Origin of the sequence: Bradyrhizobium sp. BRP56, assembly GCF_020194035.1 — a bacterium.
Taxonomy (GTDB): Bacteria; Pseudomonadota; Alphaproteobacteria; order Rhizobiales; family Xanthobacteraceae; genus Bradyrhizobium; species Bradyrhizobium australafricanum.
Map to the genome: position 1 here is coordinate 20,973 of NZ_JADYVV010000053.1, position 16,959 is coordinate 37,931.

Here is a 16,959-nt window from a genome sequence, read left to right on the forward strand (position 1 = left end):
ATTCCTTGCCTCTCACTTGCGGCCGATTATCGAAGCCTGGCGCGCCCTTCGCTTACGCCGCCATGTTCCGGTTCGACATCGTGCGGTTGCGCAGTTCCACCCGACGCGAGGTCGGAAGGGAGATCACGCCGTTCTGCTCGAGCTGGGTAAAGGTGCGTGACACCGTTTCGATCGTCAGACCGAGATAGTCGGCGATATCCTGCCGCGACATCGGAAGCTCGATCGCCGCATTCTTGACGGCGCGGCGCGCCATGTCGTGGAGGAAGCCGACGACACGATCTTCGGCGCTGCAGATCAGCAGCATCAGATGCTCCTGGAAGCGACGCAGTTCCTGGGCCGTCGCATCCCAGAGTTGGCGTGCCAGATCCTTTTCGTGTGTCGCACGGACCATGAGCGCGGCGCGCTTGACCACGATGACCCGCGTCTCGGAGACGGCCTCGGCCGAGGAGATATGGGTTTCGCCGGCCTCGAAGCCGAAAATATCCCCGGGCAGATAGAATGCGCCGATCTGGCGACGTCCGTCTTCCAGAATCTTGTAGGTTCGGACCGCGCCGGAAACGACCTGATAGAGGTATTCCGCGGCCTCGTCCTCGCCGTAAATTTCGCTGTTGCGGGCGAACCGCATCGGCGTCCCCATCATGCCGAAGGGCCCTTCAACGCGCGCCTGCCGGCTGAGGATGCTGGTCGGGTGACGGTTGTTCTCGAGGGAAATGGCGTTCTGGGTCTGCATGGCGACGCTCCATGGATGGGAAGATCGATGGAGCCAGATTGATCGCATCTTCTGGATCGGGAAATTTGGATATTTCCCCTAAGTAGAAGCCACTTACGTATCTATACGTAGGTGTCGGACAACGAGCCTCCCGCCGCGCCAGGGGTCGCTCGGCGCGTTGGTCGAGAGGCGAGGCTAGCTCCCGTTCTTGTCGGGATAGGCAGCGCGTGTGCTGGCTCCATTCCCGTCCTGTTCCCGAAGCCAGCGCGTCGTGCTGCGATCGGTCACGGCGAGCACGAGCGCAAAGATCGCGAAGATGAGACAGACGGCTGTGACGACAAGCAGTGTACTGATTGCCATGTTGGACCCCTCGATCTGATCTAGCCGGCCGCCTTGATGTCTTCCGGCGATTCGACGTAGTAGCCCGAATAGCCGTCGACGAAGCAGAGATGATCGCGGACTTCCCTGACGCCCGAGGTGTTTTCAGCGAGGACGATCGCGGCCTGGCGAGCTCGTTCATCGAAGATCAGGCCGTGCAGATGCACGGCGCCGTTGCGTACCCAGACCTGGAAGCCGGCCGGCCGCCAGCCGGTGGCGTTGATTTCGCGCAGAATCCGTTCACGGATATGGCTGTCGTCGGCGGTCGGATCGGGAACTTCGCGCGCCAGCGATGCGACGGCCTGCAGGATGTCCGCCCGGGTGACGATTCCGACCATGGTCTTGCCCTTCACAACCGGCACCCGCTTCACGCCGTGCTTGTGCATCAGATGCACGATCTCGTCGAGCGGCGCTTGCTCATCGACGGTGATCGGGGTCGTGGTCATGACGTCCTCAACCTTGCGGCCGCGTTCGTGCACGAAATCGGTCGCAGCGCGACCCACGCCGGTGAACAGTTCCAGCCATGCCGAGCGCTTGTGTCCTGTGCCGATCTCGGCGCGCTCCAGGAAATCTCCCTCGGACACCATGCCCCTGAGCGTGCCGTCTTCGTCCATCACCGGCAGACCACTGAGGTGACATCGCAGCATGATATTGGCCGCATCCAGGATCTTTGTGTGCGGACTGACGGCGATGATATGCTTGGTCATTATCTGATGCGCACGCATGTCGGACCTCCGTGTTGAAGCTTGAACAATGAGGCTTTGTGCGTTCCGCGCATTGACCTGGCTCAACGGTCCGCTTGGCCCCGCTCGAGAGATTTCAAGAACAGAATGAAGTCGCCCACCTGATCCGGCTCGAAGCTGAACTGGGGCATGGTCGGATGGCCGGTGACGATCCCTTCCGCCAGCGATTCCTGCAGCATCTCGACCGGATAGCGTTCGTGCAATGTCCGGAACGGAGGTGCTATCCTCAGCGGGCTCGGGCTCACCCGATCGATTGCATGGCAGCGGGCGCAGTAGAGCTGCGCAAGGCGACGGCCTTGCTCCTGGTTCGCAGCGGCTGGAGTCAGCGCGGCGCAGATCGCGCTGATGACCACGAAGCCACGAGCGATATGGCTCTGAAATGTCCCGGCTGGATGCTTCACAGTTCGACTCGCGCTTAGTGAGACATCAGGACCGGGACGGTCATCGCGCGCAGCATGTCGCGCGTCACGCCGCCGAGCAGGGTTTCCTGCAGGCGGGAGTGGCCGTATCCGCCCATCACCAGAAGGTCAAGGCTCTCATCCGCCGCGATCGACAGCAGGATCGACTGAACCTCGGACTTGGACGCCGGCAACGACGTGATCTTGGCCGGAAGCCCTTCCTTTGCAAGGTAGCGCACCAAGTGGTCGCTGGAGCTTTCTGAGGGGATCGGATCGGCGCCATCGATGGTGATGACGGTGAGAGCATCGGCTGCGCGCAGCAGCGGCATTGCGTCGTGCAGGGCGCGGGCGGCAAGCCGGCTGCCATCCCAGCAGATCCCGATACGCTTCGCCGAGAACGCGCCATGGAATGTATAGGGCATGAACAGAACAGGACCCCCGGCTTGGAACAAGAGCTCGCGCGGGATCACGTTGTCGTAGCTGTTGTATTCGCCCAGCGGCTGCACCACCACGGTCAGGTCATGCAGTCGCGCGTTCGCGCAGATCATCTCGCGAGCATCGATAGGGAGCGCACCCACGGCGCGGCTCGCGTAGGATATCCCCGCATTCCGTGCCTCGATATCGAAGACGCGCAGCGCAACCTCGGCGCGTTCGAGGGCCTGCTCATGTTCAGCCTCGAACAGGGAGGCGACCGCCGCGCCGCCTTCAACGACGAGCGGTACGCTGGCGGTCTCGTAGCCGATCGCCATTGCGTCGAGATGCGCGCCGGTGCCGAGCGCGAGCGAAACCGATCCGTCGACCGCGGGACGTGGCGACAACTCCGTCGGAATGTGGACCAGGATGTTCTTGAACATGGGCCGTTCTCCAAAGGGGTGGAAGAGCAAGTGCTATCAAAGCACGGGTCGAGGTGAACAAATTTGATCTGCCTCATGCGCGGTCGTGGATTCTGATTGAGCGAGATCAATTCATCGAGCGTGTACTTCGCGCAAATGTTGTACCCAGCTTGGAGGAGCCGACATGGCGCGCGTCGCATTGGTTACGGGTGGAAGCAGGGGAATTGGCGCCGCGATTTCGCGTGCCCTCGCTGCCGCCGGATGCCGGGTTGCGGCCTGCTATGCTGGAAATGCGGGAGCCGCGTGGTCGTTTCAGGATCAGACGGGAATTCCCGTATTCCAGTGGGATGTCGCGAACTTTCAGGCCTGTGCAGCCGGCGTCCGCGAGGTGGAGGCGGCGCTGGGCCCGATCGACATCCTGGTCAACAACGCCGGTATCGTGCGCGACGCCACACTGCATCGAATGACCAAGCTGCAATGGGACGCGGTCATCCGGACCGATCTCGATTCGCTGTTCAACATGTGCCGCCCCCTCATCGAGGGCATGCGGGCCCGCAGGTTCGGGCGGATCATCAACGTCTCGTCCATCAACGGGCAGAAGGGCCAGATCGGCCAGACGAGCTATGCCGCGGCGAAGGCCGCCGAGCTCGGCTTCACCCGTGCATTGGCGCTCGAAAGCGCGCGGTTCGGTATCACGGTCAATGCGATCTGCCCGGGTTACATCAATACTGAGATGCTGGCGGCGGTGCCGGCCGATGTCATGCAGAACTCGATTCTGCCGCAGATCCCGGTCGGGCGGTTGGGGCAGCCGGAAGAGATTGCCCGTGCCGTCGCGTTTCTTGCAGCCGACGAAGCAGGGTTCATCACCGGATCGACGCTGTCGATCAATGGCGGCCAATACATGTGTTGAATAGGAGAGATGACAATGCTCGCCACCGATGTGATGCGCAGTTCGTTCGCGACGATCAAGCCGACTGCCACCGTGCTCGATGCCGTCGAGCTGCTGCTTGAGACCGATCAGCGCGGCCTGCCGGTGATCGACGACGCCGGCGACCTCGTCGGCATGGTTTCGGAGGGGGATTTCCTTCACCGCGATGAGCTTGACATCAGCCCGCCGTCAGGAAACTGGCTGGAGTCCCTGCTTGGCATTGCGGAGAATACACCTGAACGCGAACGCATGCGCACGCAGCAGGTCGGCTCGCTCATGAGTGGTTCGCCGATCACCGTCGATGTCGAGGAATCGATCGAGGACGTCGTCGCGCAGATGGATGTCTACAATGTCGCTCAGATTCCGGTGCTCGGCGCCGGAACCGTCGTTGGTATTGTCAGTCGCAGGGAGCTGCTTGCGGCATTGGCGCGCCGATTGAGAGAAGCAGAGAAAGAAAAGCGCCGGAGTTACTTGATGAGCGAGATGACCCTGCAGTCACATGCGCACGCTGTCGTTTGGATCGATCACCTTGTTGCGAAGGTTTTCGGCATCGGGTTGGCAGGCGTCAGCGCGACGGCCGTCCATGCGGATTTGGCGTCGCAGCATCTGCATCACAAGACGAATACGATCGGCGATGGCCGCGTCCAGGCCGACGCGACATTCCTTGCCCGGGTAGGGGAGGCCGTGAGCGGTTGCAGCGATTTGCTCGTCATCGGTCCGGGTGTCGAGAAGGTTGAGCTGATGCAATATCTCACGGCGGAACGGCCCGACCTCAACCTGCATGTTGAGCCGAGCGATCATCTGACGCACGGGGAGATCGTGGCGCTGGGTCGGAAGCGGTTCCACCTCGGCTAAACAGGAAGAGATCTGGCGTCGGAGCAGCTGCCAGACGGAGAGACAGATTGCGCCCGAGCCCATCCCGCTCGAGCAAGGAGGCGAGCGATGACAGTCCAAGCGGTTCTCGACCAACCCACATCTCCCGCTAACGACGATGTGACGGGGGCCAGAACGGTCGCCTCAGTGCCGTCCGAAAGCGCGCCATTGACGGGTGCCGAATCGATCGACCAACTGGTTCATGCGGCGATGGCGCGATGGACCGGCGGGCTTTCACCGGCCAGTCTCGCGCTCGCTTTCGCCGACTGGCAACTCCATCTTGCGGCGTCACCCGGTAAACGGCTTCAGCTGGCGCTAAACGCAGTTGCTGAGGGCTCGCGCTTCGCGCGCATGGTGTCGACGCCGCATGCTGCCTGGCAGCCCTGGTTCATGGTCGAGCCACAGCCGGGTGACAACCGTTTTGCCGGCCAGGATTGGACATTGCCGGCCTTTAACGTCATGGCGCAAGCGTTCCTGCTGGGAGAGCAATGGTGGCATTCGGCGACCAGCGGCCTGCGCGGCGTCTCGAAAGGAAATGCGGCAATTGTGGATTTCACTGTCCGCCAATGCCTCGATGTGGTGGCGCCGTCCAACTTTGCGTTCAGCAATCCCGGGGTGCTGCGGAGGGCGATGGATTCGGGTGGTGGAAACTTCGTGTCGGGCTGGCACAATTGGCTGGAAGACTGCAGGGACCTGCTGAGCGGCAAGCCCTGCGGGCCCCCGCCTTTCGTGGTCGGCAAGGATGTAGCCACGACCAAGGGTAAGGTCGTCTACCGCAACGAGCTGATCGAGCTCATTCAATACGCCCCCGCGACCACCGACGTCTGCCCGGAGCCGGTGCTCATCGTGCCGGCCTGGATCATGAAATATTACGTTCTTGATCTTTCGCCCGAGAACTCGCTGGTGCGCTTCCTGGTCGAGCGCGGCTTCACCGTATTCATGATCTCATGGCGAAATCCGGGGCCAGCCGATCGCGATCTTGGTCTCGAGGACTATCGCAAGCTTGGGGTCGACGCGGCCATCGACGTCATCAATCAGCTCGCCCCCGAACGCGCGATCCATGCGGCGGGCTACTGCCTCGGTGGCACCCTGCTAGCGATTGCCGCGGCCCGATTGCAAAGGCAGCGGCCTGATAGCCTCCGGTCGGTGACGCTGCTGGCGGCCCAGGTCGATTTTACCGATGCAGGCGAGCTTACGCTCTTCATCAATGAAAGCCAGATTGCGTTCCTGGAGGACATGATGCGGCAGCGCGGCGTGCTCGAGACGGCGCAGATGACCGGTGCGTTCCAGTTGCTGCGGTCGAACGACATGATCTGGTCGCGCTTGGTCGGCGACTATCTCATGGGCGATCGCGCCGCACCGAGTGACCTGATGTCATGGAACGCGGACGCGACCCGCATGCCCTACCGGATGCATTCGGACTATCTGCGCAAGCTTTTTCTCAACAACGACCTTGCCGAGGGCCGCTATCTGGCGGACGGGCAGCCGATGGCACTTTCCGACCTTTGCGCCCCTATGTTTGTGGTGGGCACGGTCCGTGATCACGTCGCGCCCTGGCGGTCTGTTCACAAGATTCACTTGCTCGCGGATGCCGATATCACCTTCGTGCTGGCGAGCGGCGGCCACAACGCCGGCATCGTCGCTCCGCCGTCGGAGGAGGGGCACAGCTATCAGTTGTTGGAGAAGAAGGCGGATCAACCCTATGTCGGGCCCGATGAATGGCTGCGGAAAGCGGCGAATCGCGACGGATCCTGGTGGCTGGAGTGGGTTCGCTTTCTTACCGCGAGCTCGGGAGTCTGGGAGCCGGCGAAGACGTCGCTTCATGCGCCCCGGGGCGCGCCGCCGCTGGAGGATGCGCCCGGACAGTATGTCCTGCAGAATTGAGCCGCCGGTATAGGCACCTATGCAGTTTGATTTGCCGCAACTGCTTCCGTGGCGCCGGCCCTAGAGTAACTCCCGCACCAGCGGGATCGAGGATCGAGCTACGCCCCCTGCCTGGCGAGTTCGAACAATGCTGGACCTCTAGGAGAGAGCCATGAGCGTCGTCCTTCGCATCCTCTTCGTCCTCGTGGGATCTATCACCGCGCTGTTCGTGGCGCGCGATTCCCTGAACTTTGACATCATTCAGACATTCGTGGCCATTCTGCTTGTCACCGCGCTTTTGCTGGGCGGAAGCTTCTGGAGCCTGTGGCGGAAAACGTGAGTGCCATAGACCTCATAGGACTGAGCGAAGCCGAAGCCACGGCCCGGCTTCGGATCGAAGGGTACAATGAGCTTCCGAGTCCTGAGCGGCGCACTCCCGTACGTATCGTGCTGGAGGTGCTGCGCGAGCCGATGCTCGCGCTCCTTCTGTGCGGCGGACTGATCTACCTCCTGCTTGGTGATCTCCAGGAGGCACTGCTGCTCCTTGGCTTTGGCGCCATGTCGATCGTGATCACGATCGTGCAGGAGACACGAACCGAACGCGTGTTGGAAGCCTTGCGCGACCTGACCAGTCCGCGAGCCCTCGTGATGCGGGATGGGGTACGCCGGCGTATCGCCGGCCGGGACGTCGTCCGAGGCGACCTCATTATCCTTGGCGACGGTGATCGCGTGCCAGCCGACGCTGTGCTCCTCGACGGTCACGATCTGCAGGTCGACGAGTCCCTGCTGACGGGCGAGTCGGTACCCGTTCGCAAGCAGGTGGTAGAGACGGACGCCGTGGCTGAGCATCGGCCGGGCGGCGACGATCAGCCGTTCGTGTATTCCGGCTCGCTCGTCGTGCGGGGCGAAGGTTCCGCCCGGGTCACGGCCACCGGGCAGCAAAGCGAGATCGGAAAAATCGGAGTGTCTCTTCGTACGCTGCAAGCGGAGCCGCCACGGCTTCAACAGCAGACCGCGAAGCTGGTGCGGCTTTGCTTTTTCGGCGGCGCTGCCGTCAGCATAGTTGCCGTGCTGCTTTACGGGATGTTGCGCGGAGACTGGCTCCAGGCGTTGCTCGGCGGCGTCGCAATCGGCATGTCCATGCTGCCGGAGGAATTTGGTGTGGTGCTCACCGTGTTCATGGCCATGGGCGCGTGGCGCATTTCGAAAGTCCGCGTGCTGACGCGCCGGGCGGCCGGAATCGAGACGTTGGGCTCCGCCACCGTCTTATGCACCGACAAGACCGGTACTCTGACGCTGAATGAAATGTCGGTTGTAGAATTGCGGTTGCTCGATGGTGCATGCATGCGCCCCAAGTCTACGAATCCGGGTTGTGTACGGCCCGAATTCTCGAAGATGCTACGCTACGGTGTCCTTGCCAGTTCGTCTCAGCCATTGGATCCAATGGAGCGGGCGTTGCACGCCCTTGCCGGCGACGCCCGGAAGGAAAATAGCGGACCGGATGCTCACCGGCAGCTGGTACGAACTTACGGACTCCGGCCCGAACTCCTGGCCATGACCCAGGTCTGGCGGTCATCCCTTGCGGAGGAATGCGTTGTTGCAGCTAAGGGAGCGCCTGAGGCGATCGCGCGTCTCTGCGGATTGAGTCGTGCAGATCAAGAATCGATGAGAAATGCCGTCGGCCTGATGGCGGAGCAAGGGCTCCGTGTGCTCGGGGTTGCGGCGGCCGTGTTTAAAGGCGGCCAGCTTCCTTGCTCGCAAGAAGCCTTCGCATTCCGCTTCCTCGGACTGGTGGGATTCGCCGATCCGCTTCGCTCCAACGTGCCCGGCGCGGTGCGTGAATGCCGCTCAGCGGGAATTCGCGTCACAATGATCACAGGCGATTATCCGGCAACCGCGACCGCAATTGCGAAGCAGGCGGGACTGGATGTCCATGAGGTGATCACGGGGGATCAGATCAGGCTTATGAATGATGTGCAGCTTGCGGAGCACGTCAGGCGTGTGAACGTGTTTGCGCGCGTCGTGCCCGAGCAGAAGCTCCGCATCGTGCAGGCGTTGAAGCAGAACGGCGAGATCGTTGCGATGACCGGCGATGGCGTCAACGACGCTCCATCCCTGAAGGCGGCCCACATCGGCATTGCGATGGGCGGGCGTGGAACGGATGTCGCGCGCGAGGCGTCCTCCATCGTGCTGCTTGACGACGATTTCAGCGCGATCATCTCGGCCATCCGCCTGGGTCGACGCATCTACGACAATCTGCGAAAGGCGATGGCTTTTATCTTCGCTGTCCACGTTCCAATCGCAGGGCTTGCCCTGCTTCCCCTGGTTTTCGGATTACCTTTGATTCTCGGCCCCGTTCATATCGCATTTCTGGAGCTGATCATCGATCCCGTGTGCTCACTCGTGTTCGAGGCCGAGCGCGAGGAGCGCGACATCATGGCTCGCCCACCCAGGCGGACCGACAGCGCTCTGTTTACTTGGGCGCTGGTTGGCTGGAGCCTTCTTCAAGGTGCCTTGATTTTTGCACTTGTCGCAATCCCGTTCGTCATCGCACTTCGTATTGGCATGCCTGCAGATGAAGCGAGAGCCTTGGCCTTCTTCGCCCTCATCGGATCGATTGTCGGTCTTGTCCTGGTCAATCGATCGTTCAGTGCCTCATTCCTGTCGGCTTTCTTGCGGCCAAATCCAGCGCTGGCCGCGATCCTGCTTTCAGTCGCAGGCGCTCTCGCGACCGCGCTGCTCTGGCCTCCAGCATCTACCCTGTTCCGGTTCGGTCCTCTGCATCGGGACGATCTGATGATCGCGCTCGGACCGGGAGTGGCGATGCTGGTAATCCTTGAACTGCTCGAGCCACTCTGGGGGCGGCGGCTGAGATCCTAGCCGATGGAGACATCGAACTGCACCTGGAAGGTGACGGCTGGTGTACTTACCTCACAAGGAACACGTCGGCAGCGGCGTTCCACGACGTCGAAGGTCGGCTCCAAAGAACCGACCTTCGAGGACTGGCAGGCATCAAGATCAGACGGACAACTCGCGTTCTAGCGGACTTTGGCGTTTCGGTTGGTGAAGGTCATCAGCAGCAACGACAGGCCAGAGGCTGCCGCCACGAACGCCGCGGTCCATCTGAGCGTGGAGACGGCAAAGGCCGCGTCAAGCCGCCAGCCTGTCGTCGCCGGCTCGGTCGACGCAAGCGGAACCAGATCCGGGAAGTACCAGTTGCAAAACAGAGCAAGAACAACCGCGAGGATCGCACTAGCGACAAAGAGAAAGGTCAATCGCTGTTTCATGGAAGTCCTCCTTTCGGCGCGAGGATGTTGCCAGACCCGATAGCATCGACCAATTCAGGAGTTTCCCTTAGGCGACTTACCGCTCTCCCTGTCCGTTGAATTCGCCAGCAGGCGAGAGAATACAACGTTCAAGCGTAGCCGAGGGCGTGCCGGAAGCGTCCACAACATCCCAATCGATCGTTCCGGTTTTAATGTTGTCTTGAACCAAGACCACGTCTGGCGTCGCGTCCGACGCGTCGTGTCGTCGTGATGCTACGCGATGCAGCCGAGCGGCGCGATCGGCGGTCAGGAAGATGCCGCGGAACTCAGCCTTCGCGTTGCGGGCGACGACTTCAGCGGCATGTCGCTCCGCCGGCTTGAGAAATGCCGCATCGAGTATGACCGAAACCCCTTGAGCTAATGTACGCACGGCGTGTCCGAACATGGCCCGATAGACGCGATCGGATGCTTCGGCGGTGTACGTCGTTGCGGGCAAGGTCGTATGCTCGCTCACGTCGTGGAGTTGCTTGCGAATGACGTCCGATCGCAGAACCAGGGCGCCTGGCGCTGGTGCGATCAGATGTGCCATGTCCCGCGCCAGCACGCTCTTGCCGGTGCCGGACTTCCCGCCAATTGCGAGGAGGCTGGGAAGCTCCGGTGCAATGAGCTGGACTGCCGCGTCGAAGTATCTCTCCGCAGCCCTCGCAATTGTTGGATCGTGCCGGTGTTGCTGCCGCTTGGTGAGGAGTACGTTGGCCCGGATCGCGGCACGAATTGAGAGAAACAGCGGTAACACGGCAAGTGCCGTCGATTGGGCAGCCCATGCCGCCTGCATATAGCTGTTGAACAGTCTGTTGGCGGCAGCGCGCTGCCCAAACGCCAAGAGATCCATAAGGGGGAATGCAAGGTCGTAGAGGACGTCCGTTGTCGCTATCTCAGGGTCAAATTCGATTGCGTCGAACAAGACGGGCCTGCCATGGATCATAACGATATTGCCGAGGTGGGCGTCGCCGTGGCAGCGTCGGACTTGTCCCGCTGCTGCACGTGACTGCAAGAGCTCGCGATGCCGCTCCAGCTCGCAGTGGCTCAACCGATGCAACTTGTCGATGCTGTCGCGGGGAAAGTCTGCCGAGCCGCGGAACTGCTCAGTGTTGCGGTCGATGATGATCGGAAGCGATGCGAGCCAATTCGATCCATCGCTGCTGGCGGCGGCCTCATGTGAATCCAGCAGAACGGCCGCCAGGCTCTCACCAAGCTCTGGCCCGAAAGCATTTTGCGCGGCCAGGTGATCGAGCGTCTTACTTTCGTCAAAGCGAGCCATTTCGACGGCCCATTCGACAACCTGTCCGGTCCCTCCGATCACGAAGCCATCGCGCTCGCGTGTGATCGACACCACCCCGCGATAGATCGAGGGGGCGTGGCGCTTGTTGATGGCAATCTCGTCCTCGCAAGCACGCCGCCGCTTCTCCAACGTCGAGAAGTCGAGATATGGCAGCTTGACCGCTCGTTTGATCTTCAGGACGCGCGAAGGCCCAAGGAAGACGATCGAACAATGGGTGTCGATCCGTTGGACCGGCGCGTTTGGTTCGCCGGATCCAGCTAGGAACGACAATACAGCCGCCTGGCCGGCGTCGCCAGTGGCATCGTCGGTTGATGATGTCGGCGTCATCGTGGTTCCAGAACAGCCGCGCCGACGAGCTTGCCGTCGCGCAGGCGCGCGAGCGCTTCGTTCGCCCGGTCAAGGGGGAAGACGCTGACGTGGGTCCGGATTCCGACCCTCGCCGCCGCCTTGAGAAAGTCGACGCCATCCTGTCGCGTCAGGTTGGCGACGGAGACGATCTGCCGTTCACCCCAGAGGATGTCGTAAGGAAAGCTCGGAATATCCGACATGTGGATGCCGGCGCAGACCACGCGTCCGCCCTTGCGCAGGGCGCGCAAGGCAAGCGGGATCAGTGGGCCTATGGGCGCATAGATGATTGCGGCGTCGAGCTGCTCCGGCGGCGGGTCCTCGGAGGCTCCGGTCCAGCATGCGCCGAGCGACAATGCCAGATGTTGGGCCTCGGTGTCGCCCGCACGGGTGAACGCGTAGACATCCCGCGTTTGCCAGCGTGCGACCTGCGCGACGATATGTCCCGCCGCGCCAAAACCGTAAATGCCGAGTTTGCGACCGTCGCCGGCCATCACCAGGGAGCGCCAGCCGATCAAGCCAGCGCACAGCAGGGGTGCAAGCTCGGCGTCGTCGCCGTCCTCGCCGAGCGGAAAGCAGTAACGCGCATCCGCCACCAGATGGGTCGCAAAGCCGCCGTCCCGCGTATAGCCGGTGAACAGGGGAACGTCGCAGAGGTTTTCCTTGCCCTCCCGGCAGTAGGGACAATGCCCGCAGGTCGAGCCGAGCCAGGGGACGCCGACGCGTGTGCCGAGATGCGCATGGCCTACGCCGTCGCCAATTGCGTCGATACGGCCAACCACCTCGTGGCCGGGTACGATTGGATAGGCGATGTTTGGCAGCTCTCCATCGACGACATGGAGGTCGGTGCGGCAGACGCCGCAGGCGCTGATCTTGACCCGGACCTCACCTGGGCCAGGTATTGGGTCCGGTCGTTCCACATATTGCAGCTGCGCGCCACGCGCAGGCAGGACCATGGCATGCATGACGGAACTCGCTCAGGGGTCTGTGACCTTCCTTTGATCACGTGACATTGGCCTTGTTTTGATCCCGGTCAACGCCCGTTGGGTGTTCTGGATTAGCTTTGCCTCGCGAGCCGAGACTTAAAAGCCAAGACCCAAACAGGAGCCACCGATGATCAAGGACATGATTCCCGTTGGAACCCAGCGCGCCGTGGCGCGGCGGGAAGCCAATCCATTCACGTTTCTGCAGCAGGAAATCGACCGGCTGTTCGATGGATTCGGTCGCAATTTTCCGCCCTTCGCAACGCCTGCGGCGATGATGCCGCGCATGGACGTCAGCGAGACCGACAAGACCATCGAGATTTGCGCCGAACTGCCCGGTCTCGAGACCAAGGACGTTCAACTCAACCTTGCCGACAACACGCTCACGATCCGCGGCGAGAAGAAGAGCGAGCGCGAAGAGCAAGACAAAGACTATCACCTGATCGAGCGCAGCTTCGGCGCGTTCTCGCGGTCCGTTGCATTGCCCGAAGGCGTCAAGGCCGAAGACGTCAGCGCCGAAATCGCCAAGGGCCTGCTCAAGGTCACCGTCAAGAAGCCGGCTCCCAAGCAGAGCAAGCAGATCGACATCAAGACGGCCGCGTAGCCGTCTTGTGGGGCGCGTCGCTCGTCAAGCAGCGACGCGTCACCGAAATAACCATTCAAAGGGGATTAGCCATGTACGAGTTTCTCCAGGAAACCGTCGCGAACAACATGACGACTTCGGTGCGAAGCGTTGCCCCCGAAATGAGCGTGGGCGATCTGTACCGGCTGTTCGCCAAAGACGACTATGACGCCTATCCCGTGCTCCGCGACGATGTCGTGGTTGGGTTCGTCACGAAGCTTGACGCCCTGAAGGCATTTGCCTGTACGACAGATCACATACTACCGCATTATGACGATCGGATGGGAACGACGGTCGACGAGATCATGTCGTCCGACGTGATCGCGGTCGAACCGGACACAAATCTGCAACGCGTTCTGCAGCTAATGGTCGCGCATCGCCTGAAAAGTCTGCCCGTGGTTGACAAATATCACCGCCTGCTCGGTATCATTGCTCGCGAGGATGTCATGCGAGCCTTGGCGCGCTGCACGAAGCGGCAGGCGCCTCCGCTTGCTCCTTGCGAGACCGCCCGATGTCTACGTTTGGCCTAGATCGGGTTCTTTCGCCTCGATCGGTCGCGCTTGTCGGCGGCAGTTTGCGTCCGTCGTCGCTCGGGTTGGCGGTGCTCATGAACCTCAAGGCGAGCGGCTTTTCCGGTCCGATTGCGGTGGTCAATCCAAACTACGCGGCGATTGACGGCGAGGCGACGTTCCGCGATCTGAAGTCGCTCCCATTCGTGCCGGATCTTCTCGTGATCACGGCGCCGGCGACCGCAATCCCCGGGATCATCTCAGACGCTGCCGCAGTTGGCGTCGCTGGCGCGGTGATCCTGTCGGCGGGCCTCGGGCATGGCGCGGGCTCGCTAGCCGAGACGGTCGCACGAACGGCGCGCATGCACAGCATACGCCTCGTCGGGCCCAATTGTATCGGTGTGATGGTGCCGCGCGCGAAGCTCAACGCGAGTTTCGCGGCCCATCCTCCATCCGACGGACGCGTGGCCTTGATCTCGCAGTCTGGCGCGGTTGCGGCGGCAATGATCGCGTGGGCGGCCGAGCGGCAGCTCGGTTTCTCCGGCATCGTGTCGATCGGCGACCAGCTCGACGTCGACGTCGCTGACCTGCTGGACTATTTCGCGCAGGATGATCACACCAACGCGATACTGCTCTACCTCGAGGCCGTGAAGGATGCCCGCAAGTTCATGTCGGCTGCCCGCGCCGCAGCACGGCTGAAGCCGGTGATCGTCGTCAAGTCGGGGCGGCTGGCGCAAGGTGCCAAAGCCGCGGCGACCCATACCGGCGCGCTGGCCGGTTCGGATGCCGTCTATGATGCCGCATTCCGCCGTGCCGGGATGCTGCGGGTGTACGACTTGCGTGAGTTGTTTGATTGCGCCGAGCTGCTCGGTCGCGGCTTCGTCCCGCGCGGCAATCGGCTGGCGCTTCTGACCAACGGCGGCGGGCTTGGGATTCTCGCGGTCGACCGCCTGGCCGAACTCGGCGGCGCCCCTGCGAGCCTGACTGAGAAGACGGTCAAGCGGCTTGATCAGGTGCTGCCGCGCGGATGGTCGCGTGCCAATCCTGTCGATATTTCGGGTGATGCCGACGCCACCCGCTATGTGTCCGCCCTCGACGCGTTGCTTGATGACGCGAACAGCGATGCGGTCCTGGTCTTGAATGTGGAGACGGCGGTTGCGCGGACCGAGGGGATCGCCGAGGCGGTGACGCAATGTGTTCGTGACCGCCGGGTCAGGAAGAGCGAGGTCGCCCCGCTGGTGCTCGCGGCGTGGACGGGTACCGATGAGCGAACTGCCACGATTTTTGAGACTGCCCGCGTCCCGCATTTTCCGACCGAAGATGACGCGGTGCGCGCTTTCATGCATCTGGTAAGATATCGCGAGGCCTCCATCGCGCTGGCCGCAACTCCGCCCAGTATCGCCTCAATGTTTGCGCCGGAGACGGCGGCGGCGCGGCGAGTGATCGCGCAGGCTCTGTCCGAGGGACGAGGATGGCTCGACCCGGTCGAGATCGTCGCCTTGTTCAAGGCTTACGATATTCCAATCGTTCCGACGGTTGTTGCCCGTGATGCCGATGATGCCCCAGACAAGGCTGCGCCGTTTCTGGCTCGGGGGCTTGCGGTGGCGGTCAAGGTGTTCTCCCGCGATATCAGCCACAAGTCCGATGTCGGCGGGGTAATCCTCGGCTTGCGGACCGGCGAAAGCGTCGCCGAGGCAACAAGGGCAGTATTGTCGCGCGCGCGGAGCGCGCGGCCGGATGCCATCCTGCAGGGCGTGACGATCCAGCCGATGATCGAGCGGCGAGCGGCACGCGAACTGATCCTCGGCATTGCCGACGATCCGACCTTCGGCCCGGTGATCGTGTTTGGTCGCGGCGGCACCGCGGTCGAGGTGATCAACGACAAGGCGCTGGCGCTACCGCCCCTCGACATGAACCTGGCGCGCGATCTGGTCGGGCGTACCCGGGTCTCGCGACTACTTGCTGCCTATCGCGATGTCGCGGCCGTGCCGGCTGGGGCCGTGCCGCTGACCGTCGTCAAGCTGGCGCAGATGGCGGCGGACATTCCGGAAGTCGCCGAGCTCGACATCAATCCGCTGCTCGCGGACGAGACCGGCGTGCTGGCGCTCGACGCGCGGGTGGCGATCCGCAAGCCACCGCGGCTGTTTGCCGGTCAGACCCGGCTTGCGGTGCGGCCCTACCCATCGCAATGGGAGGGTGAGCTCGCCCTGAGGGACGGCTCGTGCGTCGTGGTCCGGCCGTTGCGGCCGGAAGATGAACCAATGGTTGAGAGCTTCTTCAGTCGGGTGACCGCCGAGGATCTCAGGCTTCGCTTCTTCCAGGCGATGAGGAACTTTTCGCACACGTTCATTGCGCGGCTGACTCAACTCGACTACGCGCGTGCAATGGCCTTTGCCGCGCTGGATCCGAGTACGGGCGCCATGGTGGGAGCAGTCCAGCTTCATTCGGATTCGCTCTATGAGAACGCCGAATACGCTGTCCTGCTGCAGTCCGATCTCAAGGGCAAAGGACTTGGATGGGCGCTGATGCAACTCCTGATCCACTATGCGAAGTCGGAAGGGCTGAAGCGGCTGTCCGGTGAAGTGCTCGCGGAGAACACTACCATGCTGAGTATGTGCCGTGAACTCGGGTTCACCGCCGCCACTGAACCGACCGACCACCGGATCGTCAACGTCGTTCTCGACCTTTCCCTCCCGGTCGCGGATGCCTTGGGGACCGACATCCTGATCCGGCGGGGCGCGATCAAAGCGGCGTGACCGCGACCACGCGATAGGGATGCATGCCGTCCGCCTCGTGGACTGAGACATACTCGCCGGGCCGGAAGCGTTCATTGCCGAAATGATAACCGGCTTCGTCGGCCGCCGCGCCGGCCACGTCATAGTGGAATCGCCAGCTGTCGCCCGGACCATGCACGAGGTGGCCGAGCCGATCATCTTCAGCAGGCCGCTGACGAACGACGCGGCAGGCGTCGCGATGGGCCTTCCAGGTCTCGACGTCGATCCGCGATGCGGAGTCGAGCGGGGCAACGATGATATAGCCAATCGTCGACGCGCCGTCGGGGTGATCGTGCTCGCGTGCGCGCTCGAGCCGAACCTGCCTGAACGAGTGTGGCAATGCAGTATTTTGCAAAGGCTTGAAGGCGGGGCGGTTCATCAGAAATTCTCCTT

General features: G+C 62.4%; 17 protein-coding genes. 8 read left to right on the forward strand and 9 right to left on the reverse strand.

Going from position 1 to position 16,959, the window contains the following annotated elements:
• Positions 1-52 precede the first annotated feature (52 nt).
• The 5 genes from I6F38_RS30380 to I6F38_RS30400 form a co-directional block, all read right to left on the reverse strand.
• Complete coding sequence (locus I6F38_RS30380; protein WP_225162991.1) at positions 53-730, reverse strand: helix-turn-helix domain-containing protein; 678 nt, start codon at positions 728-730, stop codon at positions 53-55.
• Between the two features lie 174 nt (positions 731-904).
• Entirely contained in the window at positions 905-1,069 is a 165-nt protein-coding gene (locus I6F38_RS30385) for a hypothetical protein (RefSeq protein ID WP_212059568.1), read from the reverse strand.
• Between the two features lie 20 nt (positions 1,070-1,089).
• Positions 1,090-1,812 (reverse strand): CBS domain-containing protein, encoded by a 723-nt coding sequence (locus I6F38_RS30390; RefSeq protein WP_026191816.1) that lies wholly within the window; start codon positions 1,810-1,812, stop codon positions 1,090-1,092.
• A 62-nt stretch (positions 1,813-1,874) separates the two neighbouring features.
• The gene (locus I6F38_RS30395; protein ID WP_225163015.1) at positions 1,875-2,183 is read right to left on the reverse strand and encodes a cytochrome c; all 309 of its coding nucleotides are present in this window, start codon (positions 2,181-2,183) and stop codon (positions 1,875-1,877) included.
• Between the two features lie 62 nt (positions 2,184-2,245).
• Complete coding sequence (locus tag I6F38_RS30400) at positions 2,246-3,082, reverse strand: universal stress protein (protein WP_225162992.1); 837 nt, start codon at positions 3,080-3,082, stop codon at positions 2,246-2,248.
• Between the two features lie 163 nt (positions 3,083-3,245).
• Between I6F38_RS30400 and phbB the strand changes: the two genes are divergently transcribed.
• The 5 genes from phbB (at position 3,246) to I6F38_RS30425 (ending at position 9,605) form a co-directional block, all read left to right on the forward strand.
• On the forward strand, positions 3,246-3,971 hold the full coding sequence (gene phbB / locus I6F38_RS30405; protein ID WP_225162993.1) for an acetoacetyl-CoA reductase: 726 nt from the start codon (positions 3,246-3,248) through the stop codon (positions 3,969-3,971).
• 15 nt (positions 3,972-3,986) lie between these two features.
• Positions 3,987-4,844: a CBS domain-containing protein gene (locus I6F38_RS30410; protein ID WP_225162994.1), complete on the forward strand. Its 858-nt coding sequence runs from the start codon at positions 3,987-3,989 to the stop codon at positions 4,842-4,844.
• An 87-nt stretch (positions 4,845-4,931) separates the two neighbouring features.
• Entirely contained in the window at positions 4,932-6,746 is a 1,815-nt protein-coding gene (locus I6F38_RS30415) for an alpha/beta fold hydrolase (protein ID WP_225162995.1), read from the forward strand.
• A 151-nt stretch (positions 6,747-6,897) separates the two neighbouring features.
• Positions 6,898-7,065, forward strand: coding sequence for a hypothetical protein (locus tag I6F38_RS30420; RefSeq protein WP_212059553.1), 168 nt, complete (start codon positions 6,898-6,900; stop codon positions 7,063-7,065).
• Positions 7,062-9,605: a cation-translocating P-type ATPase gene (locus tag I6F38_RS30425; RefSeq protein WP_225162996.1), complete on the forward strand. Its 2,544-nt coding sequence runs from the start codon at positions 7,062-7,064 to the stop codon at positions 9,603-9,605. Before I6F38_RS30420 ends, I6F38_RS30425 begins: the two co-directional genes overlap by 4 nt.
• A gap of 158 nt (positions 9,606-9,763) precedes the next feature.
• Here I6F38_RS30425 and I6F38_RS30430 read toward each other — a convergent pair whose 3' ends face one another.
• The 3 genes from I6F38_RS30430 to I6F38_RS30440 all read right to left on the reverse strand — a co-directional run bounded on the left by I6F38_RS30430 (position 9,764) and on the right by I6F38_RS30440 (position 12,643).
• Entirely contained in the window at positions 9,764-10,012 is a 249-nt protein-coding gene (locus tag I6F38_RS30430) for a hypothetical protein (protein WP_212059549.1), read from the reverse strand.
• Positions 10,013-10,088: 76 nt separating this feature from the next.
• Positions 10,089-11,660: a bifunctional aminoglycoside phosphotransferase/ATP-binding protein gene (locus I6F38_RS30435; protein ID WP_225162997.1), complete on the reverse strand. Its 1,572-nt coding sequence runs from the start codon at positions 11,658-11,660 to the stop codon at positions 10,089-10,091.
• A complete protein-coding gene (locus tag I6F38_RS30440; protein WP_212059545.1) occupies positions 11,657-12,643 on the reverse strand; it encodes a zinc-dependent alcohol dehydrogenase family protein in 987 nt (328 codons plus the stop codon). The genes I6F38_RS30435 and I6F38_RS30440 overlap by 4 nt, the downstream gene beginning before the upstream one ends.
• 148 nt (positions 12,644-12,791) lie before the next feature.
• Between I6F38_RS30440 and I6F38_RS30445 the strand changes: the two genes are divergently transcribed.
• From I6F38_RS30445 to I6F38_RS30455, 3 genes are all read left to right on the forward strand, one after another.
• Positions 12,792-13,265, forward strand: a complete 474-nt coding sequence (locus tag I6F38_RS30445; RefSeq protein WP_212059543.1) for an Hsp20/alpha crystallin family protein — start codon at positions 12,792-12,794, stop codon at positions 13,263-13,265.
• A 71-nt stretch (positions 13,266-13,336) separates the two neighbouring features.
• Positions 13,337-13,813 carry a CBS domain-containing protein gene (locus I6F38_RS30450; protein WP_212059541.1) on the forward strand — a complete coding sequence of 159 codons (477 nt, stop codon included), beginning with the start codon at positions 13,337-13,339 and terminating at the stop codon, positions 13,811-13,813.
• On the forward strand, positions 13,795-16,548 hold the full coding sequence (locus I6F38_RS30455) for a bifunctional acetate--CoA ligase family protein/GNAT family N-acetyltransferase (RefSeq protein ID WP_225162998.1): 2,754 nt from the start codon (positions 13,795-13,797) through the stop codon (positions 16,546-16,548). The genes I6F38_RS30450 and I6F38_RS30455 overlap by 19 nt, the downstream gene beginning before the upstream one ends.
• Here I6F38_RS30455 and I6F38_RS30460 read toward each other — a convergent pair.
• The gene (locus I6F38_RS30460) at positions 16,535-16,945 is read right to left on the reverse strand and encodes a hypothetical protein (RefSeq protein WP_225163016.1); all 411 of its coding nucleotides are present in this window, start codon (positions 16,943-16,945) and stop codon (positions 16,535-16,537) included. The genes I6F38_RS30455 and I6F38_RS30460 overlap by 14 nt on opposite strands.
• Positions 16,946-16,959: the final 14 nt, after the last annotated feature.